Raw genomic sequence first — 24573 nt, forward strand, 5'->3', positions numbered from 1 at the left:
TCTGTTCCAGCGCCTTCTGCCGCTTCCACGCCCAGTCGGCCCTGGCCTGGGCGTGCACTCCTATGCTCATGAACGGCTTCTCGTGCGACTCGCCCTCCTCGCCGGCGCCGGACTTCTCCTGGTCGCCGCCGGAGCGGCTGAGCAGTCCGTGTCCGACGTGGATCAGCGGTCCGCCGGCCGCCTCCGGGCCGGCGCCCCATCCGTGTCCCCGGCGACGCTTGTGGTCCACGCCGCCCTGGGCGTAGTGCTCCAACTCGATGGACTCGGCGGGGCTGAGAGGACGCGGCCGGTAGCCGCGCAGCCGGAGCCGGACGGCCTGCTTCCTTCCGTCCTCACCCGTGGGCAGATCGATCACCCGGCCGGTGCCGGTCTCGGTGTCGAAGTGCTCGGCGAGTGCGGAGGGAGTTCCCATGTCCTTGAGGGCGTCGGGCCAGTCGAAGCGGTCCTCGGCCCACCGGGCGGGCAGGCCGTTCGCCCGCGCGTACATCTCGGCCGCCATCCGGGGCAGTTCGGGCAGGGCGAAGAAGGCGGGGGTGACCCCCGAGGCGCCGCCGACGCCGAAGTCGACGACGTCGTCGTCCGGCCAGAAGAGGAGTTCCTCGGTGCGGCCGGCCAGTTCGAGGGTCTGCCGGTCGATCGGCTCGGCCGGGACGTGCTCGTGCGGGACGACGACGCGGGCGACGGTGTCGCCCGGCCGCGGGATCCACCAGGCCTCCGCGGGGGCGGGATCCGGCCGGTCGATCCACCAGCGCTCGGTGGGGCCGCCGGCCGGCCGCACCGCGAGTTCGTAGACGACCTCGTAGACGTGCTCGTCGACGTCCCCCGCGTCCTCGCCCGCCAGCCGGACTTCACCGTGCCGCCGAGGTCGTGGCCGTGGTCCTGCTCGTAATTGCCCTCGCCGCGAAGGGAGAAGAACTGGAAGCGGACCGCCTTGCCCAGCGGGCGCTGCAGCGACGCGCCCGCGCCGGCCTTCGTGTCCCACTTCCCGCCGCGGTGCCCCGACACCTGGGCGCTGTACAGGCCGCGGACGTCGACGGTCATCGGGTAGCTCTCGGGTTCGTCACCGATCCGCTCGCGCACGTGGGCCTGTGCGAAGAGCTGGTAGTCCCGCCCACCGACGGTCACGGTGTGGTCGATGCCGTACATCAGCGCCGCCAGGTCGGTCTCCAGCGCGGGCCTGCCGTACCAGTTGACGAGATCCAGGTCGGCCTGCGACCAGTCGGCGCCCCGGCCTCGGGTGCGCGCCGCGTCCAGCTCCACGAGCTTGGCGCGCAACTGGTCGTGCACGAGTTCCGCGCCCGGCAGCGCGATCAGCCGGCCGAAGCCGAGGCCGCGCCGTGTGGCTGGCGCCAGGGGCTCGCGGGGGTGCGGGGCCGGCAGCGGGAGGTCGAGCCGGGCGGGCCGCCGGTAGGCCGAGGCGGGCAGCGGGAGCGCGGCCTCACGCAGCAGCGCCCGCACGTGCGGCTGCGCGCTCACCGGCCCGTCGTCGGACCGGCCGGCCGCGCGCAGCGCCGGCGTGCGGACCGCGCCGAGCAGCCGCCGCTCGAAGTCGGGCGCGTCCGAGCGCGGCACGGCGACCTCGCTGTCGACCTCCTCCCGCACCGGCTCGACCGTGTGCGTGGTGGAACGGATTTCCACGGTGACCGCCTGGCCCGCCAGGTAGCGGCTCAGCAGGCCCTTCTGTTTGAGCACCGTCTGCCCGCCGGACTGCTCGACGAGCCGGTGGCCGGTGTCGCGCCCGTCGCCGAGGGTGACGGTGAGCATGGGAGCACGTGAGGATGCCTTGGAGTGATCCTCCGGGTTGTGCAGCCCGGTCAGGTCGAAGCCGGCGCCGATCGCCGCCTTGCTGGTGCTGTGCCGGCCCTGTGTGATGTGCAGGGTGCTGCCCGAGTCCTCGCGGACCTTCGCCGTGACGTCGCCCAGGTACTGGAGCCGCTCGATCGATCCGCGGATCACGAAGTGGGCTTCGAACGAGCGCGGCAGCCCGGCGGCGTTCCGTCCCGCCGGGACGGACACCTTCTCGGTGACGATGCCGTTGTCACCGAAGGGCCGGCTGCGGTCGAGCACCGCCTCCTCGTTGAGGAGGTCGTGCACCTTGTCCACGGCGGCCAGGACCGCGGGGGCGGGCAGCCCGGCGCCGAGCAGCCGCCGTTGCAGCGAGGCGGCGACGGGGATCAGGTCGATGGCGTTGAGCACCTCGCGGGCCGTGCCGGGCCGACGCCCGCGGGAGCCGCCGCCGGTGAGCGCCGCCCCGGCATCCGGGCGCGGCGCGTCCGCGCTCGCCAGGTCGCTCGGTACGTCGAGGGCGAGGCGGCCGGGGGACACCGGCACGTCCCCCCGCTCCACGCCGTCGACGAACACCAGGACGCGCACCCCGCCGTCGAAGCGGGTCTGCTTCTTCGCTTCGAGCTTGCGGCCGACGACGACGGTGCGCTTCCACCCGGACGACCGGGTGTTGGCGACGCTCGCGGTCAGTCTCGGCACGACGGGCAGGAACGCGCTCGCGACCGACGAGGCGATGGAGAGCACCGACAGCATGGCCGCGTCGACGCCCTTCTCGACCTCGTGCTCGCGCTGGAGACTCGTGGTGGTGGTGGCGTAGCCGCTCCCGTAGACCTCGACGTCGCCCTCCTCCGGCTGCACGGCGGGCACGAGGGCGGCCGGCACCGGGCGCAGCCACACCAGCCTGCCGTCCAGCACCAGCGTCCTGCCGCGGTTGAGCAGTTGCTGCCAGGTCTCCTTGGACTTGGTGGCGAGCACGTCCTTGAGCGCGTCCCGGAGGCCGGTGCGCAGGGCCGGACCGTCCTCCGGCCGGAGCGCCGCGCTCGCGGCCTGCCCGGCCGCCAGGTCGAGGGCGGCCGGGTCCGCCCAGGGATGGACCGCGACGACGGCCGCCGCGCCGAGCGCCCCCCGCTCCATGTACCAGGGCGCCAGATGCGGTGACGGCTCCGGCAGAAGCTCCTGCTCCTGCTCCGCGTCCTGTTCCTGACCCTGCCCCGGCTCCGGGACCTGCTCCGCGTCCTGCTCGGCGCCCCGCCCGGCGTCCTGTTCCGGCGCCGGGTCCTGCGGCGCCACGGCGGTGTCGCCGGGAACAGCCTCCGGCAGGGTCTGCCCGGCGGTGTCGCCGGGAGCCGCCTGCCGCACCGCCGGGCCGGGTCCGAGCCAGAACTCGGGGTCGGGGTAGCTGAGTCCGGCGGGTGCGGGCTCCGCACCGGCGCCGGCCGGCACCGGTGCGGAGGCGCCGGGCACGAACATGCGGTACCCGGCGGGCTTGCCCTGCCCGTCCTCGGCGACGTGGATCTCCGTCCGGCGGCCACCGGGACCGCCCGGAACGAGGGCGAAGCCGCTCGTGAACTGGAGGATCGTCACGCCGGTGCGGTCGGCTGCGCGTTGCAGCACCGGCGCGGTGACGGCCAGGGACGCTGCCGTCGTGCACGCCGCGACCGTCATCGTCGTCAGGTTCTTGGCGGCGACGGTTTCCGCGAACTTCTTCAGCCGCCCTTCGTCGAAGACCGTGTCGCCGTGTCCGACCAGCCAGGCGCCGGTGGCGGGCAGCGGACGGCGGTCCGCCGTCCTGCGGTTCGCCGCGTCGCGGGACCACTGGTTGTAGTGCCTGAAAGCGGGCAGGTGCGGCAGGGCCCCCGCCAGCCGCGCGTAGTCCGTACCGTTGAGGACGCCCCATCCGAACCACTTCCCGTTCCCGTCGGCGAGGTCGCGCCTCACGGCCGCGCCGGACTGCCAGGCGCCGGCGCCGGGCGGGGTCACGCCCATCGCGGTCAGCGCGGGGCCGTTGGCGTACAGCCACACGTGCCCGTCCGCGGCACTCGTCAGCGGCTGCTGCCGGCTGGCCTCGGGCACCTTGGGCCGGTAGACGGGAGTGACTGCGGTGGGGACAGTGGCGCGTACCAGATACCCGGGCGTCCGTGCGCTCTTCGTGCTGCCGCCGCCCTTCCCGGGTCCGGTTTTTTCGGTCACGGCGCCGGGACGGCGGCTGGTGCGGGCGCCCTCGACGGTGAGGCTGGCCATCCCCTCCGTGACCGCGTCGGGCAGCATCCCCGGGAAGGCCGGCTCCTCGGGGAAGGCGGCCAGGCTGTCCGTGACCTCGGTCGTGGCGCCCCGCGCGATCGTGCGGTCGAACGTGGCACCGGTGCCGGAGACCTTGGTGGTGTCGCCGGTGTCGTACACCTTGAGGTCCGACAGGTCCACTGTGACGGTGGCCCCGCTCAACGTCCGGCCGTGCAGGGTGATGTGGTGCCCGTCCGGCGTGAGGGCGAGCACGAAGGCGTGGGTCAGGTGGACCGCGTCGGTCTGGTGCATCAGCGGCTCGGCGCGGCGGGCGCTGACCAGCGGCCGGCCGGCGTGGGCGGGATCGGCGTCCAGCAGGAGGCCGCTGACGTACTCGTGCAGCCGCGGGGCCTGGAAGGGCTTGACGAGGACCAGGGCGTCCGGCGGGAAGCCCGGGGTGGCGCCCTGGCTCCACTGCTCGCGCAGCGACACCGACTGCTCGGCGATGGGATCGGCTCCCGCCGCCGCGTGGTACTCCTCCATGGGCACGGTCAGGCGCAGCACGTCGGTCGCGGCGGTCAGCTGACGCGGCTTGGAGTCCCAGGTGCTTCCTTCGGCCGGCGACCGGCCGAGCGCCTGGGTGACCTTGCCGCGGACGCCTCGATGCGGCCAGGTGTGCACCTGGAACTCCACGGTGACCGCGTGCACGAACCGGTGGGCGCCCCCGGACTGCTCGACGGTGATGGTCTGCTGATCGCCCTGCTCGTGCACCGGCCCCCAGGCGCGGGAGACCGTGCCGGCCGCCGTGGGGTCGAGCGGCAGCTGCCCGGCGAGCTGCTCGGCGACGAAGTCGCCGATCGTGCCGAGGTCGGACACCGCGGGCTCCGCGTCGGCCGACGCGCCGGCGCTCAGCGTGTTCGTCACCGCCTCGCGGGTCCGCGTGCTCGTCGTGTACGTCGTCGTCGTGGTGTAGTCGTCCAGCGTGTAGTCGTGGTGTCCGGCGCCCAGAGTGAGCTTGACCAGAACCGACTGCTCCCAGGTGATTCCCTTGTGCTGTTTCGACGCCTGGGCGAACAGCGGCAGCCCGCCGTTGAGCGCCTGGTTGAGCATCTGCGGCAGCCCGCCCGAGGTCGCCCGGTCGAATACCTGCTGTTCGAGCTGCTGGGCCATGTCGGCGAACAGCTGTTGCGGCGCGCCCTGTGCGAGCTGCGGATGCTGTGCCCGCCAGTCCCGCATCGCCTTGTCGAGGGCGTCGACGACGGCGGTCAGCGCGGCCGGAGGGTGCAGGGCGGGCGTGCCGATGCCGTGCCCGATGTCGGTGGGCGGCTGCCACAGCGGCAGGGTGGGGGCCCTGAGCAGTCCTGGCTTCGGAACCGACCCGGACGGGCGCTGGGCCGCGTGCATACGGTGGTAGCGGTCCTGGTCTTCCGGGTGCAGCTTGACGACCTGCTCGTCCGGCAGGACGCCGAGCGACGCCAGTTCGCTGGCGGGGATCCAGACCGCGACCGCGTCCGGGACGTCCCTGACCTTGGCGTGCGGCGCGCCGGTCGACCCGTGCTCCCCGGTCCGGGGCCCGCTCCAGACGCGGTCGGCCCGCGCCTGGAGGACCCGGGTCGTGTCGAACACCACCCGGTAGGCGCGGTCGGTGAAGGTGGTCTCGGTCCTGGTCTGCACCGTGCTGTCGTCGGAATCCTTGTGTGCGTGCGTGAAGCTGGCCCGGGCCTTGCCCGTAAGGCCCGCCGAGAAGTTTCCCGCCTCAAGCGTGTAACCGGTCTTCGCACTCGCCTCCGCGCTCTTGGACCGCTCGTCCGAGGAGGGCAGTCTGGTGGTGGAGACCTCGGTGACGCGGAAGGTCCGGGACTCGTCACTGTCGGTGATGCGGGGATCGCGCAGGAACTCGCCGAGGCCCACGTGGCCGTAGGCGTCCTGGCCGCCGAGGGGACCGCCGTCGTTGTGGCTCTCCAGCGACAGCCAGTCCGTTCCGGCACGCGGATTCGTCGTCGCCGTGAACCGGGCCTGGCGGACGTCCCGGCGTGCCCACAGTCCCAGGGCCATGGGGCCGGGCAGGCCCCCGCGGTCCTCGCCCAGCGCCTCGGCCTGTTCCCCCAACAGGCCGTGCGCGGCCAGCCGGATGCTCTTGCCGCGCCAGCCGCTGGCCTTCGGCATCTCGTCGAGCATGCCCGCCGCGGTCGACCGCAGAGCCCCGACCGGCTTCATCACCTCCACGTCCGCCACCGCGGGCAGCGCGATGCCGTCGCGGATCAGGTCCTCGGGCCGCGCGGGACGCCAGGGGGTCTCCACGGTCGACGACGCGACGTCCTCGGTGAAGTGCTTGACAGTGTCGGCCGGTCCGGAAACGACGATCCGCACCTGGTACGGGAGGGTGGAATCCTGCTTCAGCTCCTCCCAGTCGTCGCCCTGGGAGGTCTCCCCCGCCCGCGCCTCGACCGTCAGCGGGTAGGAGACACGCTGCGGCACCGTGTCCGGCTGCCACGACCGCTCCTGCGCCACCTCCACGGCGATCTCGTCGGTGTGCTCGGCGTCCATCGACAGCCGCATCGCCGCCGAGGTCTCCAGCGGCCCGGGCAGCCCGTCGACGGTCAGCTCGGCGCTGGCGGACCGGCCGTGGCCGCGGCCGCTGCGGCGGGCGGCCCCGGTGGCGACTCCCCGGCCGAGGCGCAGGTCGCCGGCCGGACCCTCGTAGCGGCCGCGGCCACGGTTCACCGTGCCGCGCAAATAGAGGCGGGGTCCGCCTGCGGACGGAGTGAACATCACTCCTTCGTCGCCGTCCACCAGGGCCGATACGTTTCCCCTGCGCCGCAGGAAGTTCTCCAACTCCTTGGCTGTGCGAGCCTCGGCGGTTGGGCCCAAGCGCAGCAGGCGCACGGCCTTGATGGAGATATGGGCCACCACATCCTCGGGCAGTTCGTGGCGCGCGTCGACGTGATCCGGAATCTCCTTCATGTCCAGACCGGCGGGCAGATCCCCCGGGCTGGCGAGGGTCGAGGGGGACGAGCTGAGCCACAAGGTGACGCCGCCGCCCTCCAGCCGCCACGACTCGCCCGCGGCCGACACCACGTAGGCCAGCGGCGCCTCGTAGTGGTCGAAGTCCCCGTGGTAGGTGTCAAACAGTTCGGTTCGGAAATTGATAACCGCCTCGTCGACCTCCGTGGTGAAGCGGTCACCTTTCAGCTCCAGCGAAACACTGGGCAGCAGGTTCGTCAGCGGGTCGCCGGTCTCCGCGCCCAGCGTGCCGCCCAGGCTGTGCCGGTGGCCGCTGCGGACCGTCTCCGACGCCTCGTCCGTGTGCGTGTACGTCACGCTGCGCTCGCCGCGGTCGGCGAACTCGCCGCGCAGTGCGGCGCTTCCCGGCGCCGCGCTCCGCGGGGGCGCGAGCGCCACCACGACCTCATGCCGGCCGCTGGTGAAGCCGAACGTGGCCCGCGCCGGCTCCCTGAGCATGCCGCGCGCCTCGTGCACCTGGGGCTGGCGCAGGCCCGCCACCCATTGGTCGAACCTCTGCTGCTCCTCCGGCGTCGCGAACGGACCGACGGCTTCGCTGTTCTTCAGCAGGTCCGGCAGGCCCTTCAGACCGTGGAAGAAGGCGTACCGCAGCTTCTCCACGACGCGCTGCGCGGACTTGAACGCGTCGGCGCGTTCACGGTCTCCCGCTCCGGCCCGCACCTGCGGATAGCCCAGGGCGACATCGGCGTGCGAGCCGGCGCCGGTCCGGGGCCGCGCCCAGGACAGCTTCATCGGCACGGTCACCCGGACTTTGTTTTCCTCACCCTTGTCCGCGGACACCTCGAACGTCACCGCGTGGTCGGCGACGTCCGCCGTCACCCGCGACTCGGTCGCCGACACCTTCTCCTGGCCGCCGGCGCGAGCGGTCACCGAGTGCTCCCGGGTGTCCCCGGCCAGGCCCCCCGACAGCGTCACGCCCGGGTGCACCGGCACCTTCACCAGCGACAGGGGGTCCAGGGCCGTACGCTCGGCCGAGTCGCTGAACACCTGTGGCGCCGAGGTGACGTGACCGCCTTGCGCCCGCTCCCCGGTCGACTCCGTGCTGCCGGTCGGCGGCGCGATGCCGACGACCTGGATCGTCACCCGCCTGCTGCTGACCTGACGGGCGGTCCCGTCCAGTGCCCCTGGGAACAGGTCCTTCAGCGCCTCGTCGGAGAACGCGTCGCCCCCATCGGATCCGTTGAGCAGGCCGCTGAGCGCAGTACGAAGAGCCGCACCGTCCGCCTCGGCCACCGTGGGATGCTCCCGGGCGGCCCGGCCCAGCCATCCTTCCGGCTCCACCTGGACCTGACGGCCGACGCCCGCGGCGGACGCCCCCATCTCCGCGAGCGTGCGCTCCAGGAACCCGGCGAAGTCCTCCTGACGCGGTTCGGGGCCCCGCCGCAGGCGCAGCGCCTCCAGGGCGCTGCGCACACTCGAACTCCGGCGGCTGCGCGTGGTGGCCGACTGCGCCGACCCGCTCCGCGGCCTGCGCGCGGCGGCGTCCGCCGGGGACAGCCCGCCCGACGTCGGCCGTTCCGTCGCCGATGCCCTGCTCGGCGACAACCCGCTGGAGCCGGGCCGCTGTTCGGCCGCGGGGGGCACGCTCAGGGAGAGCCTGTGCGAGCCGGGCCGCTGCTGCGAGCCCGGCCGGCGCTCAGGGCGCGGGGCTCCGCCCTTCATGGCCTTCACGGCGATCGCGGCGGTTCCAGCGGTTGCGCTTGTCGCGGCGGCCGGCTGGTGGGGAACCGCGGATTGCTGGGAGGCCGCGGTCATGGGCTGCTGCGAGAGGGCCGGCGCCTGGACGGCGGCCGTCTCGGACCGGGGCACGACGGCCACGAACGACAGATAGGGCTCGCCGTCCTCGGCGAACGCCGTCTTCCGGAAGTCGAGGGCGAAGTCGGCCTGCCAGGGCAGCAGCGCTTGCCGCCGCGTCGGGTCGCCGGCGGCGAAGGACACGTCACGGGCGGCAGAGCCCTCGACCCGCACCACCATGCGGTGCCACCCGGCGGCGGGGGCGGGCCCCATCGCGGCGAGTGCGTCCTCCGCGCTGCGGTAGGCCGTCTGGAACCTCGGCAGGCTCAGCAAGTCGGGCAGTGTCGGCTGCTCCGCACCCGGTTCCGCGGGCGCCCAGGTGGCGACGTACACCGCTTCGTCCTCGGGCAGCCGCGGCAGGGCGACCAGCGCCTCGCCCAGCATGGCCTGGGTCCTGCGGAGGGAGGACCGCAGCAGCGGCGCCCCGTCGGTGAACCAGCGCGTCAGGTCGGCGTGGAGGTCCAGGTAGTCGTCATCGTCGGAATCCGTGTCTGCGAGCGTGCGGGTCAGCCTCACGAACTCCTGATCGCCGGACAGCAGGTAGGAGAAGTCGTGGGAGCCGGTGTCGAACGTCTGAAGAACCGTCTCGCGCAGGCCCTCCGCCAGTTCGCTGTCGCTCCCGCCGGCTCCGGGGTCGTCGAGGTCGACGTGCAGCAGCGCGTGGTCCGGAGCGTGGGTCGCCAGGAACAACGCGGCCAGATGCGCGGGCAGCAGCCCGTCCAGCGATGCGTCCGGGTGCAGCGCGGCCCATTCCCGTAGCACCGCGTGCCGTGCCGCCCAGGTGGGTGCGCCGACCCTCGGGGCCCACGGCGCGGGCACCTGCGGCGGAGCCTTGGCCGAGCCGAGGGTCCGGACGGCCGCGGCCAGCCCCTCGGGCACAGCGAGGCCGCCGGTCTCCTTCTCCCCGACCCGCACGGAGTGCATCCGGTGATGCGGCGGAAGCCAGTTGCGGCCGTACTTCTGCGTCCGCTCGGCCTGGGTGCCCGTGAAGGGCGACAGCTTCGCGCCGACCCAGTGGTACATGTGCAGGGCGCCGGCGGCCAGAACCTCCGTGAGTTCCCCCGCGTCGACGTCCGCGCGGCGGGAAGCGATGTTATGGACGTAGTCGTGGAGGATCTCGGCCAGGGTCCGGGTCGCTGTGGCCAGTCGCCAGCCGATGATCGCCTTCAGCAGCCGCAGGTGACCGCCGGGTTCGCCGACGGCCGCGTGCGCGTCGAACATCGGCGTCACGCCGGCATAGTCGCCGACGCGCAGGAGCATTCCGCGGGTGGCCTCCAGGTCGCTCTGGGCCCTGGCATCGTCCGCCTCGGAGGTCCAGTCCGTCCCGTGAACACGGGTGACCGCCCGGTATATCCCCTTCATCACGTCGGCCACCGACGACGTCACGTCGGGGACGGCCACCTGGTACGTCCCCGAGTCCGCCAACGCCTGGGCGAACCGGCGGGCGAAGGCGAGCAGGTCCGGGTCGCCGTCGAAGGCCGCTCCGATCGCCTCCTCGTGGGCCAGGGCGACCTGCCTCCACCGGCTGTCGGCGTACCAGTGGTGGGCGACCAGTTCCTGGCCGGCCAGCGGCCCGCGAACACCGGGAGGTTCCGGTGCGGCGCCCACCGGCTGCCAGAGAAATGTTTTCCACGGGGACAGGGCCCCGGAGTCCTCTCCGAGCACCACTATCTGTTGCTTCCAGGGTGGCCCGACCTCGGCCAACGCGACCGTATCGGTCGCGCCGATGACATCCCCCTCAGAACGCCGCGAGGCCGCGGACTGCTCTGCGACGGCCTTGACACCGGGTGCGCCGGTGCCGGCCGAGCAGACCAGTAGGAGCTGCGGCGTGGCGCGGTCGAGACCGAGCCGCAGGATCAGTCGATCGGCGCTGCGGGCGGCCACCAGGCCGCTGCCTGCCTTGAGTCCTTCGCGGGTCGGCATCGTGAGGCGGCCGTCCGTGCCGTGGGAGCTCCAGAGGAGGAACGAAGGGGCTCCCACGGAGTTCAGCCCCGTGGTGACCGGCGGCGGAACCGGACGGCCGCCGCTCCACGCCTGGTCCTCGGCCCTGATGAAGTACTCCGTCACGTCCGGCAAGACCCGATAGGTGCTCCGCCATTCGAGCCAGTCCGGACCACTGTCCACGGCCTCGCCGTAGAGCACGCCGCCCGCGGTACGGATTTCCCTGGTGATGAGCTGCCGCTGCCATACGGGTGTCCGCTCCGGTTCCGCGGGCTCCCAGGTGACCAGCACGTACCCACCGCCGGCCGCCATGTCGAGGACGATCTCCCGCGTGACCTCGGAGTACTGGGAGGCGTCGGGGAAGACCACCTGGTCCCGGGGATCGCGGGCGAACGGCGCGAACTCGTAGGCGCCCACCGGCCTTTCGATCCGGTGCACCACCGGGTGCCCGCCGCTCCGTGCGGCGGCCCGAAAGGCAGCGCGCACCGCGGACGCGCTGTCGGTGGTCGCCTGGAACAACGCGGGCAGTTCAAGGGACCCGCCCGCCTCCTGCTTCCCGCCGGTGTCCGCGGGCCGGAGCGACACCCCCGGCTCCTGGCCGCCCCAGAACACCGGCGCCTCGGTCTCGGGCAGACCCGCGATCACCGCCCGGCGCGCCATCTCCGCGTGCTGAGCCAACTCCGCCACCAACGCGTCCGTGGCCACGGCGTCGGCCACCGCCCGCGCGTTCTCCGCTGTCCACCTCCAAGGCTGGTGCACGAACTTCTGCACCGCCTTCTCGCGGAGGAGTACGAGCGGCAACGAGGCGGGGGGCATCCCGTGTCCGAGTCCCTGTTCCAGCCCTTCCAACTGGGACCGGATCGCCTCCCGCAACCCCTCGCGGCCGCCGGCGACGACGTCCGAGCCCATGAGAGCGGCGTCCGCACCTCCCAGCAGGAACAGCGCGGTCGTCCCCGATACGACTGGTGTGATCTGCCCCCGGTGGCTCCGCATCCACCGCAGGCCCGCGGCACGACGGCGCCACGCCGCGTCGCTCCGGCCGGACGGGGACATGAATACACCCGCCCCCGCGAGGTCGTCGGCGAGGCCCTCGATGCCCGTTCCCTGCTGCCCGCCCGGGGAGAGCAGATCCTCCGCCCACTCTTCGTACCGTGCCTGGTGCGGAGGCCGGGACAACACGTCCGCGAGCGTCGCGTCATCGGCCAGCGGCCCTGCCGGGATCTGCCCCAGGGGATCCAGCAGGAACGGCACCAGACCGTACAGTTGGGACGCGTCGGCCTCCACGGCGTCGGCCGTCCGCAGATCCGGCTCCATCCACTGCGGCGGACGCGCATCGTCGACGTCCACGACGCCGACGCGCTGCGCCGCCCCCAGCAACTGCCCCAGAACCGGCGCGTGGGCGGCCTGGGCCAGGGTCCAGCCCAGCACGGCGTTCCGGAAGGCGAGGGTCTCCGAATAGCCGCTCCGGGGGTGCTTGCCGAACGGCACCACGCCGATGTCGCGGTGGACCCGCAGCAACGTCTCCACCTTGCCGATGCGCGCCGCCTTCTCGTCCGCGTGCTCGGCGGTGATCGGATACCCCAGCTCCACCAACCGCTCGGTCAGCGCCGGATCCACCGGAGCCGGTCCCGGCAGGCCGTGCCGAGCGGCATAGAACTCCGCGCCCCTCGCCACCGCCGCCATCACCGACGACAGGCTGGGAGTCTTCCCCGCCGTCTGGTCCAGCAGCGCGTCCAGAGCCGCCTGCGGACTCGCCGCGCCGCCCTGGTCCTGCGGCGGGATGAAGACCGGTGCGTGCTTCCCGGGCCCGACCAGCTCCTCGACCTTCTGGGCGAGACGGGCCAGTGTGGCCTGCGCCGCCAGCCGCCACACCGGATTTTCGACCATCACCCGGCCGAGAGCCCGTTCGTACTCCCCGGCGGTCTCCAGCCACGTGGTCCGGTTGTCCTCATCTCCGAAGTACAGGGACGGGAACAGGGGCCTGGCCTGCTGCGGCTGACCGGCCACCGCGGACGGCAGCGACGACGGGCCCGGCTGCGACGCCGGCGAGGCAGTGTCCTGCTGGGCAGACTGCCCGGCCGTGGCCGAGTGCTGGGCGGCCGGCGCGCCGCCGCGCAGGCGTCGGCCCGCGGGCCGGGTCTCGTCCGCGGTCACCGGGCGGACCAGGATCTCGGAACTCGGGTCCTGGACCAGATCCAGCACGATCTGCTGGGCCAGCAGGTTCAACGTCGCGTTCTTCAGGCCCTGACGCGCCCGCAGATACGGATAGCCCCTCTGCAGGTCCCCGGTCGTGAACGGATTCAGCGGAAGGTGGTTCCGCGCCAATTCCTTGTTCAGCTCGGCGAGCAGTTTTCCGGCGCCGACATCGTCCAGTTCTGGCTCCGGCGGGTACTGCCACCACCAGATGCGGTCCGTCCCCATAGCGGGCTCCCAGGCCGCCTCCGGCTCGAACCAGGCGACCGCACTCTTCCCCTTGCCCTTGCCCGGCGCCGACCAGGGCACCTGCGTCTGCACAGACACCGGCCACCGCGGTGCCACCGCCGCCTTCCCGCCCCGCGGACGCCGGCCGGCGACGCGCGGGCTCCATGGCGCGACCTCCACACGTCCGGCGACCGGTCCTGCCACCGGTGCGGAGGCGGCGGAACGGGTGTCGGCGGTCGGGTCGGCGGCGACGATCCACTCGAACGGCTCATGGCGCGCGTCCTGCGCCCGCAGGTGCGAGGTGACCAGGACTTCGGTGTCCCACGGGAACATCGCCTGCCGCAGACCGGGACGGCCGGAGGCGAAGGACACGTCCCGCGCCGCCGACGCCTGGACCTCGACCACCACCCGCTGGTAGCCGGCCACGGGAGGCACTGTCGCCAGCGCGTCCTGCGGGGTGCGCAGGGCGAGCTGGAACGCCGGGATCACCAGTCTCTGCGGCACCGCGGCCGTGGCCGGGTCCCCCGAGGGCCAGTAGACGCCGACGTAGACCGGCTCGCCCGCGGGCAGGTGCGGCAGCTTGCCCAGCGCCTCGGCCAGCATCCCCGCATGCAACGGAATCCAGGACCGTACGGTGGGCGCCAGTTCCGCGGCGCGCCGGATCAGCCGCTCCCGCGCCTGCCCGTGCCGCGGATCGTTCGGGTTCCGCAGGGCGGGGTCCGCGCTCCACTGCAGGAACGGGGCGTCGTCGGCGAGCAGGTACGGGAAGTCCGCCGATCCGCGGTCGACCAGGTCCTCGACGACGCGCGGCAGCTGCGCATGCGCTTCCGCGCGGGTGAGCAGGTCGTGGTCGGGCTGATGGGTCGCCAGGAACAGCGCGGTCAGGTGGGCGGGCATGAGACGGTCGAGCGGCGATGCGGAGTGCTCCCGGCCCCACGCGTCCACCGCGGTCCGCCGTTCGGCCCAGGTGCCTGCGCCCACCTCGTCCGCCAGGTCCGGCGTGACCGGCGGCAACTGCCCGGTCATCTCCCCGATGGCCAGCACGAGTCCCTCGGGCACCGTCAGATCGCCGGTGGTCCGGATGGTGAGCCCGGGGTGGTACATCTGGTGGTGCGGCGGCAGCCACGCCTCGCCGTACTGTGCGAAGAGGTCGTCCCAGGCGCCGGCGATCGGGACCAGGTTCCTGCGCACCCAGTCGTAGATGTCCACGGCGTCGCCGAGCAGCGCGTCGCGCAGGCCGTCGAAGGCGATGCCCCGGTTGTCGTCGGCCACGGTGCGCGAGTAGTCGTGGAGAACCGCGGCAAGGGTGCGCCCGGTGGACCGTCCCAGGGCGATGGCCGCCAGCAGCAGTTTCCGGTCGTCCAGCGTCTCGTGGTCCGGCCGTTTGAGGACTACTTCCCGATAGGCGTCGAAGAGCGGCGCCATGCTGCGGAACTCACCCCTGCCCACCAGGACGCCGCGCTGCGCGAGGAACTCGGCCTGTTCCTGGCCGTCTTCCGCGAGGGTGTACGTGCGTTCCGCGGGGGCGTCCGTGCGTTCCGCGCGGGCGGCGTGGACGGCGGTGTCGATCGCCGCCATCAGGGTCACGAGCGTCCGCGTGCCCTGCGGCGCGACCACCGAGTAGCCGGAGCGGTTCAGCTCGTCGGCCAACTCCTCGGCGAAAGTGAGCAGTTCGGGGCTGCTGACCGAGGCGTCGAAGATCGCGGCCTCGTGCTTCTCAGCTGTCTGCCGCCAAGCGGGGGTCTGGAACAGCTGGTGACGTCCGGATCGCCGACCGCCGAACGGCAGGCCGACACGCTCGTGAGCGGTCGGAGCGAGCGCTTTCCTCTGGAAGCTCAGCCACGCCGCATCCGGCCCGCCTGGTGTGCTCTCGGCATAGATCTCGGTCCGCAGGCTCCTGCGGACCATCATCCCCGACGTTCCGGTCGCTGCGGTGACCGAGCCTCCCGCACGCCGGTTCGCGGCGTTCTGGGCGAAGGGCGGGACGCCGGCCTCACCGCCCGAGGCGGCGTAGCAGACCAGAAGCAACTGGCGTGTGGCGGGCGCGAGCGTGTCCGCGAGGCGGCCCGCCAGCCCACCGCTTACCCACGTGACCCCCTCCGGGCCGAATACCTGCCCGGTCGCGGGCCGGCCATGGGTGGCGAACACGACGAACGGCGGCTCATCGTCGGTGAACCCTGTTGCGACAGGAGGGTTCACCGGGCGCCTCGTGCCGTCCTTGTCGCGGATGACATAGTTCGTGAGGTCGGGCAGGAGCGGGAAGGTCCACCGCCAGGCGCTCCAGTCGAGGACGCTGAATGCGGAGTGTCCGATGACCGCTCGACTGCCGGTCGTCGTCTCGACGCTGATCGCCCGGAGCATGTACTGCTCCTGCCATGCCGCCTTGGTTTCCTGCTGGACCTGCTCCAGGGAGACCAGGACATATTCCCGGCCCGACGCGAGGTCGCGCGCCCGCTCCCACTGCGTGGGCCGGAACAGGGCGCCGTCGGGGAAGGCCGCCTGCTTGCCAGGATGCCGCGCGAAGGGCCCGAACTCCCGTACCCCCACCGGCTGTTCCACCTGGAACACCACCGGCGCCGCCCCCGACCGGTCGGAGTCCAGGAAAGCCTGCTCCCTCGCGGCCCGGCCATCGGACGTTGCCTGGAACAGCCGCGGAACGCGCACCGGCTCGGACGAAGGCACGAGGGCGGCCGGCGGCTGCGCGGCCCACCACACCCGTCCCTCCGCCTCGGGCAGGGTCAGCAGCGCCCGACGCGCCATCTCCGCGTGCTGTGCCAGCTCCGCCACCAGATCGTCGGTGGCCATCTCATGCGCCAGCTGCACCGGCCGATTCTGTGTATGCGGCTGGGCACCCTCGACGAGCTGACGCACCCGCCGATCGCGGAGCATCACGTAGGGCAGTTCCGCTGCCGGCGCACCCTGGTCCAACCCCTCAAGCAGCGACAGAATCCGTCGTTCCAGCTCCGCCCGGCCCTGGGCGGGGGAACGGCCGTCACCGCCGGGTCCATCAGCACCGCGTCGGCGCCGCCCAGCAGGTGGAGAGCGGCCAGATAACCGGCATAGGGAGCCCTGGGGTAGCGGCGGCGGTGTTCCTGCATCCACTCGATGAAGGCCCAACGACGCTGCTGCCACAGATCCCTGTCCCGCGCCGAACCCGCTGCAATGGACATGGCATCGGAGGCGAGATCCCGCCGCAGGGTGTCCAGGTCCACCTCTGTATCGATGAGGTCGGGGTACAGCAGGTCTTCCGTCCACTCTTCGTATCTGACCTCGTGCGGGAGTCGGCGCAGACGCAGGTCACGGCTCTCGGATTCGAAGAGGAACGGCACCAGACCGTAGAATCCCGCCACGTCGGCCTCCACGGAACCGGCCGTGCTCACGTCCGGCTCCATCCTCCGTGGCGGCACCGCCATGTCGGTGTCGACCACACCGGCTCGCTGCGCCGCGCCGATCCATTCCACGAGTGTCGGCACGTCAGCCCGATCACCGTGCTCGCTCGTCCCGCTCTGCAACAGTTTCGAAGCGATCGCGGCGTTGCGGAACACGACCGCACGCGTGTCCTGTCCGCTGAAGTCGCGGGTCCGCGCGCCGAGGTTGGTGACCCCGATCCGCCCATGGACCAGCAGCAGCCTTTCGAATTCGGCCAAGCGCGCCTTCTTCTCGGCCGACAGGTTCTCGGCGACGGGATACCCCAGGTCGTGCAGTTCCCGGGCCAACTCCGGGTTCATGGGCACCACCTGCAGATTGTTCCGAGCGGCGTAGAACTCCGCACCTCGCTCGACCGCGTCCATCACGGCGGTCAGCGAGGGCAGCTTCTTCCCGCCCTTCTCGTCCTCCTCGTCCTCCTCGTTCGTATCGTCCGTCACCAGCAACGCATCCAGGTCGTCGCGCAGCTGATCCGAGGAACGGCCGTCCTGCGGGAAGAACACCCGCCGCTCCTCACCCTTCGGGACCAGCGCGGCCACCTGCTTGACGAGCGCGTCGAGGGTGGCCTGCGCGGCGTGCAGCAGGTCCGCGGAGCCCGCCATCGAGCGCCCGACCTGCTTCTCGTAGCGCAGCGCCGTCCCGACCCACTCCTCCCAGTCCTCCTCGTCCTCCCCGAAGTACAGGCTGGGGAACAACGCCCTGGCCTGGCGCGACTGGCCGACCCCCGCCGCGGACGGCAGCGACGACGGGCCCGGCTGCGACGCCGGCGAGGCAGTGTCCTGCTGGGCAGACTGCCCGGCCGTGGCCGAGTGCTGGGCGGACGGCGCGCCGCCCTGCAGGCGTCGGCCCGCGGGCCGGGCCTCGCCCGCGGTCTCCTGACGGACCGGGAGCGCGTGGGAACTGAAGGCCGCCCCCGCGAGGGCCGGCTGGGACGGCCCGGGCACCGTCTGCGGCTGCGGGGCCGCGGGCTGCGGACCGTACGTGACGTGGCGGGTGTTCGCGGTGCGGTCGGTGGCGGCGACCGACTCGTACGGCCGGCCGCCGGCGTCCGGCATCCACCCGTAGGAGGTGACCTGGATCTCGGTGTCCCAGGGGAACATCGCCTGCCGCAGGCCGGGACGGCCCGAGGCGAACGACACGTCACGCGCCGCCGAGCCGTCCACCGCGATCACCGTCCGGTGGAAGCCGGGCGGGGAGGCGTCCACCGCGGTCAGCGCGTCCTCCAGCGTGCGCCACGCCGGCTGGAACGCCGGGATCGTCATGACCTCCGGCATGGGGGCGGCCGCCGCCCCCGGAGCATCCGGCCAGTGCACCGCCACGTACACCCGCTCGCCCTCGGGCAGGTGCGGCAGCCTGGCGAGCGCCTCGCCGAGGATGCCCAGATGCAGCGGGATCGAGGGGAGCGCCCGGTCCGCCAGCAGTCGGCCCCGCTGGAGCAACCGGCTGCGCACCTCTTGGTGCCGCAGGTCGCTCGGGTCGCTCAGCGCGGGGTCCTGGCTGAGCTGCGCGAACCGGCTGTCCTGCGTGAGCAGGTACGGGAAGTCCGGCGCGCCGTCCGCGAAAGCGGACAGGGCGTCGGTGTCTCCACGCAGCAGGCGCTGGTCCGGCTCGTGGGTGGCCAGGAACAGCGCGGTCACGTGGGCCGGCCGCAGGAGGTCCAGCGGTGAGCCGCCGTGCGTCCGGATCCACGCGCTCACCGCGGCCTGCCGCTCGGCCCAACTGGCCGCGCCGGCCTGATGCGCCACGCCCTGCGTCCCGGGCGGCATCTGACCGGACATCACGCCGATGGCCCTGACGAGCCCCTCGGGCACCTTCAGGTCGCCGATGGGCTCGGCGGCGAACTTCGCCTGGTGCGTCAGGTACATCCGGTGGTGCGGCGGGAGCGCGCTGTGGCCATGGCGGGCCACGAGGTCCTGCAAGCCGCCGATGTGCCGCGCCAGGTTCCGGCTCACCCAGTCGTACACGTCGGTGACGTCACCGAGCAGGGCGTCGTTCAGGCCCGCCGTGCTGACGGCCTGGTTCGCGGCGGTGGCGATGGCGTAGTCGTCGAAGACCTGGGCGAGGGTGGCCGTCCGGGTGAACAGCCGACGGGCGATGGAGGCGAACGCGGGGTGGGGCATCCGGTGGTGGGCGGGCTGCCACGACTCGTCGTACCGTTTCGGAAGGTCCTCCCAGCTGCCGGTGAACGGCGCCAGGGTCCGGCGTGCCCAGTCGTAGAGATCGACGGCATCCCCGAGCAGGGCGTCGCGCAGTCCGGCCAGGTCGATGCCGTGGTCGTCGCCGCCGACGTTGCGCGCGTAGTCCTCCAAGACGTCGGCGAGAGTGGCGGTGCCGGTGGACAGCCTCCAGCCGATGACGGCTGCCAGCAGCCAGCGGTGGTCGTCGGCCGCCGTGGTGGCGGGCTGCCGGTCGAAGACGACAGCACGCTGCGCCGCGAACAGCGCCGCCGTGCTCGGCTGTTCGCCGGTGCGCACCAGCAGGCCGCGTTCCTCCAGGAAGGCACGGCGCTGTGCGCCGTCGCCGGCCACGACGTACACGCGATCGTCGCGGGTGGCGTCGTCGATCGCCCTCATCACGTTCACAAGCGTCGGCGCGCCCTGCACGAGCACCGGGAAACCGGCGCTCCTCAGCGCGGCGGCCAGTCCGCTCGCGAAACCGGCCAGTCCGGGGTTGCCCGCGAGCGCGGCCCCGAGGAACTTCTCGTGCTGTTCCGCGATGTCCTGCCACCCGCGGGTGCCGTTGCCGAACCACCGGCGGCGGCCCGGCCTGCGGCCGGCGAAGGGCAGAGCGGACCGCAGCTCTGCCGGCACGGGCACCGGCTGCTTGCCGAACTGCTGCCACCGCGGGTCCGGGCCGCCCTTCTCACCCTGGACGTAGACGTCGGGCAGCGATGTGCCGGGGGCTGAAGCCGTCACCACCACGGCGTTCCCCGCGATGACCCTCCCGCCCCGACCCCGGTTGGCCGCCGTCTGACCGGCGGACCGGGCGCCCTGGGCGGCGTAGCAGACCACGAGCAACACGTCCTGGGTGACCGGGTCGCGGCCCGTCAGCCGCATCACCCGGTCGGCGAGCCGGGCGGCCACCGTGCCGCTCCCGCGCGCGAGCCCCTCACGGCTGTACGCGGCCACCACGTCGTTCGGCAGGCCGTGTGTCTCGATGGCAACGGCGTTCGGGCGGCCCACGGAGTCGAAGCCCGAGGCGACAAGGGGCGTGGGCAACGTGTCGAAGCTGCCGTCCTTGTTCTGGAGCATGTAGTCCGTGGCCCCGGGCAGGTGGACCATGTTCCACGAGAAGTGGGGCCAGTCCGCACTGTTGATGGCGGAGTACGCGAAGGGGATTCCGCTGTCGGTGCTGACCAGCCGGACGACGGGGTCCGCTCGCCACACCGGCCCGTCGGTCCGCTCCACCTGTTCCAGCGGGATGCGGAGATACCAGCGCCGCCGCTGCACGTCCCAGACCCACTGCGGCTTCAGCGGGCGGAACTCCACGTCGTCCGGGTAGGCCGCGTGGTCACCCGGTCGCTGGGCGAACGGCCCGAACGCCCGCGCCTTCGACGGCTGCTCCACCCAGTAGACGACCGGCACGCCCGAACCCGACCGGTCGACGGCCTCGAACGCGTCCCGGACCGCGGCCCCGCCGTCCAGCGTCACGCGCGACAGCGCGGGCCTGACGAACCCGCCCGGCTGGACCGACCCATGTGACGGTCCGGGCGCCGACTCGCCCCACCACACCGGCCCCTCGGTCTCGGGCAGAGTCAGCAGCGCCCGCCGCTGCATCTCCGCGTGCTCCGCCAACTCCGCCATCAGCTCGTCCGAGGCCAGGTCGTCAGCCAGCGAGGCGAGGTGCTGCGGCGTGCCCAGCGCCGGGTGCGCGACGAGTTCGGCCACCAGCGGTTCGCGCCGCATCACCAGCGGCAGCTCCGCTTCGTCCGCCCCCTGGACCAGCCGTTCCAGCCACCCCAGGATCCGGCCGCGCAGGACGCTCCTGCGGGCGGCGTGGGGAGCGGCGTCCAGGCCGAGGAGCGTCAGCGTCGCGTCGGGACCTCCCAGCAGGTACAACGCGATCAGATGGCCGGGGGTGGCACCCTGGTAGTGGTGGCGGTGCTCCCGCAGCCATGCGATGAAGGCCTCACGGCGCTGCCGCCAGCGGTCCGGGTCCCGTTGGTCGGGCCGGAACGTCACGGTGCCGGAATCGAGAGCGTCGATCAGGTCCGTCACGGCCCGGCCGTCACCGGAACCGTCGACGTCCAATTCCAGGAGGTCGGCGGCCATCTGCGCGTACCGCTTCTCGTGCGGGAACCGGCGCAGTGTCGGGTCGATGCTCTCGGGGCTCAGGAGGTAGGGCACCAAGCCGTGCAGCTCGGCCACGTCCGCCTGCACCACGGTGGAGTTCCGGAAGTCCGGTTCCATCCACTGCGGCGGCACGGCCATGTCGGTGTCGACCACGCCCGCCCGTTGCGCCGCGCCGAAGAGTTCGGCCAGCGACAGCCGCCCGGCGAACGTGGCGAACACCGCACCGCGGAAGGCGACCGCGTTCGCGTCCACCTCGTCCCCAGCGCCGTACAGGTGGCCGAGGGAGACGACGCCGATCCGCCGGTGGACCAGCAGCAGCCGCTCCACGGACCGGATCAGCGCCGTCCTCCCGCCGTCCGGTGTCTCGGGCACGGGATGGCCCAGCTCCCACAGCCTCCGCGTCAGGCCCGGGTCGACGGGCGGCACCGTCAGGCCCTGGCGGGCGGCGTAGAACCGCGCGCCCGCGCCCACCGCGGCCATCACGGCGCCCAACTGGGGCGCCTTGGCCGGGGCCCACTCCAGGAGCGCGTCGAGCTGGGCGGTCAACTGGTACGAGGGGCGCTTGTCCTGCGGGAAGAACACCCGTGCGGCCCGGCCCGGCGGGACCATCGGGGTCACCTTCGCGACCAGGGCCGCGAGGGTGGCCTGCGCGGCCTGACGGTACGACACGCGCTGCTGCAGGGCACGGAGGACGGCGGCTTCGTACCCCCGCGCGAGCCGCAGCCAGTAATCGCGATGGGTGTCGTCCCCGAAGTACATGCTGGGGAACAGCGGCCTGGCCTGCGTCGGCTGACCGGCCTCCACCGCGGCCGGCGCGCCGCCGCGCAGGCGGGGCGGTTCCGTGCCGGCGATCAGTTGCGCGATGGCCTCGCCGCGGTGGTGGGGGTTGCGGCTCTGCTGCCAGCTCGGCAACCGGTCGTGGAATCGGGCCACTTCCTCCGCGGTCGCGTCCCCGCGTTCGGGCCGCAGCGTGCGCAGCACACTCCGCGCCCGCTCCAGCACCGCCGGATCCCAGGCCGGGCCCTCGCGCGCCTCCTCCGGCTCCCAGTACACGGCCGCGGGATCCGCCGGCTCGATCGCGTCGATCGCGTCCGCCTGCCGCTGACGTGGGCGGGACGGCGCGGGCGCATGCTGCGGGACGGCCGTGTCCGACGGCTGCAGGACGGGCTGCTCCGAAGCCGCCGGCCGCTCGGGCTCGGCGCCGGCCCGCGGTTCGGGTTCGGGTTCGGACCGTGCCGGGGCGGTGGTGGGCCAGTGGGCCGGTTTCTCGAGTTCGGTGAGGACGTCGGTGAGGGTGGCGCGGGGGCCGAGGAGGCCGGTGTCGATGGGCAGGCCGTCGCGGTAGGCGGTCCAGCCGGTGGTCGGCGTGGCGGTGAGGTGGAAGCGGTCGGCGGTGCGCCGGGCGAGGCCGGTGGCTCCGGAAGCGGGGCGGGGGTCGCCGTGGGCGCCGAGGACGTCCACGGTGTAGGGAGCCAGGAGGCGGCTGAGCTCCTGGGCCAGGGCGGTGCCGCGCGGTCCGTAAACGACCAGGCGGCGCGGGGGCGCGACGCCGTCGGCGGTGAGCCGGGCGGTGATCTGCTCGGCGAGTTCCGCGGTGGTGAACGTCTTGCCGCGGACGGTGTACGTGCCCTGCTCGTCGGGGGCGGCAAGGGCCAGCGCGCGGGCACCCGCGGGCAGCGGCTCCAGGCCCAGGGCGTCGGCGTATTCGGTGGTGTCACTGGGGAGGGCGTAGCCGGACGGGGTGGTCTTCCAGGCGAGCGCCGAGTGGGTGGCGGCCGGGGCCGCGCCGCCGAGCAGGCTGGGCCACATACCGGTGCGGAGGTATTGGACGATGGCCAGCCCCAGTGCTTCCGCTTGTTGGTTGCTGGGCTGGGTGTCCTGGCCGTACCGCAGGTTGCGGGGCCGTTGATCGTAGGCCTGGTCAAGCTGCTGCATGGTGAACGTGACGTTCGGGAAATGCGCGGACAGCACGTCGTCCATCGCGGCACGAACCGGTTGGTACCAGAGGTCGTTGCCGCGGTCCACCTCGGCTCCGGCCGGCGCGGGCGGGTTGTCCGCGGCGGTGATGGCATCGACGTCGTAGGGGTCGTTGCCGGGTGGGGCTGGCAGGGCGGTGAGTTGGACGGTTGCGGTGGAGTCGAGGACGGTGCCGTGGGGTTCGTAGTCGAGATCGCCTGCCTGGTCGGGTCCGTTTTGGAGGTCGGCCCAGTGGATGCCGTGGTCGTAGGTGTAGTAGGCGGCGATGGCCCCGCTGGCGCGGGTGGGGTGGTGGAGGAGAACGAGGGCCATGCTGCCGGGGCCGGCCCGGTGGAGGGCGTCTTCGATGTCGAGCCACCCCACGCGGGTGGTGTCGGGAGCGCGCAGGAGCTGGTCGAGGACTTGCCGCGCGGGCACAGGTGCGCCGTCGAGGATGTCTGGGACGCGGATACCGTCGACATGAATGATGTCGGCGAGTCGGCTGAGCAGGTCGACGCTGAGATGACCCGGTTCTGTGCCCATGGGGTCGGGCTCGCCGGACAGCGGGGCGCTGGTGTCTTTGCACCAGCCGACCGTGGTGGTGAAGTCGTCGAGGGAGAGGACGGGACCTGCGAGGAGGTCGGAGCGCATGCGGTGCCAGACGACGATCGCAGCGATCTGTACGGGGTTGTGCCAGATCTTGGGGGAGTATTGCCATCCGCGGAGGTGGCGCTCCAGGGCGGTGCGGAGTTCAACGGCAGTGACGCCGCGAGGGGCGCGGGCAACCCCGGTGAGGGCATGGTCGAGGCTGCGCTGGTTGTCGAGGATCGCGGCGACAATGCCCCATTCGCCGGGGAAGGCGGATGTGACGCGGTCTTGATGGAGGTCGGAAGGCCCGATGGGCGACCAGCGTGCGACATGGTCGCCGCCGACGGCGTAGAGCAGGCCGATGGTCGTGCCGCCCTCACCGATGGTGTAGCTGCCCGCGGGCGTGCTGATCCGCAGGGTCAGGTCGTGCACCCGGGCAACCGCGGCGGCAATGACGCCATCACCGGGAAAACCGAAGATCTCAGGCTGGCGGAACCGGTCGATGACGTCCCGGCGCGCGAGGTCGAGCTGGCCGTCATCGCACAGGACGTCGACGACTCGCTCCCCGATCCATTCAGCGCGGGGAAGTTCGAGATCAGCCGGCCTGGTCTGCCTGCCGGACCACCAGATCAGCGACGATCTGGGCGGTGAGCCAGGGGCTGTCCCACAGCCGGCGATCGTCCCCCGGGCGGTTCAGGTCGTCCTGCAGGACAGCGATCACATACTGGTGGGCCTCCGGACCTGTCAGAGGCCGCCCGCCAGAGTCGGTCAGCACGGTCGCGGCGGCTACGGCATCGAGCAGACCACCGCCGTGATGGGCGAGGGGGAAAACGACGGGTCCATGGCCAGCCGAGACCTCGATATGCGGCGCGAACGGTGCAGAGGAGACCTCCGCGGCGCCCGCCGCACCCGACGAAACATCGGCCTCGGCAGACTCGGGAACCATTCCCCCAGGCCCCGCCCAATTGATGCCCCAGCCCTCTTTCCTCTTGCCGCGTGGCACCAAACGCATCCTCGCCCGCCTCAACGCCGCCGCCTCCAGCGGCCCTGCCACGCTTGCGGGTTTGGTGAGGTCGTGCAGCCGCCTCCTGATCTTGTTCTCCCAGTCCGGCGCTTCCTTCCTGCG

At 72.8% G+C, this 24573-nt stretch carries 2 protein-coding genes; both read right to left on the reverse strand.

What is annotated here, in order from left to right; genetic code table 11:
* Positions 1-351: 351 nt before the first annotated feature.
* Entirely contained in the window at positions 352-16008 is a 15657-nt protein-coding gene (locus tag VSR01_RS09595; protein ID WP_326448830.1) for a hypothetical protein, read from the reverse strand.
* A gap of 65 nt (positions 16009-16073) precedes the next feature.
* Positions 16074-23879 (reverse strand): hypothetical protein, encoded by a 7806-nt coding sequence (locus VSR01_RS09600; RefSeq protein WP_326448831.1) that lies wholly within the window; start codon positions 23877-23879, stop codon positions 16074-16076.
* Between the last annotated feature and the right edge of the window lie 694 nt (positions 23880-24573).

Source organism: Actinacidiphila sp. DG2A-62 (assembly GCF_035825295.1).
GTDB lineage: Bacteria > Actinomycetota > Actinomycetes > Streptomycetales > Streptomycetaceae > Actinacidiphila.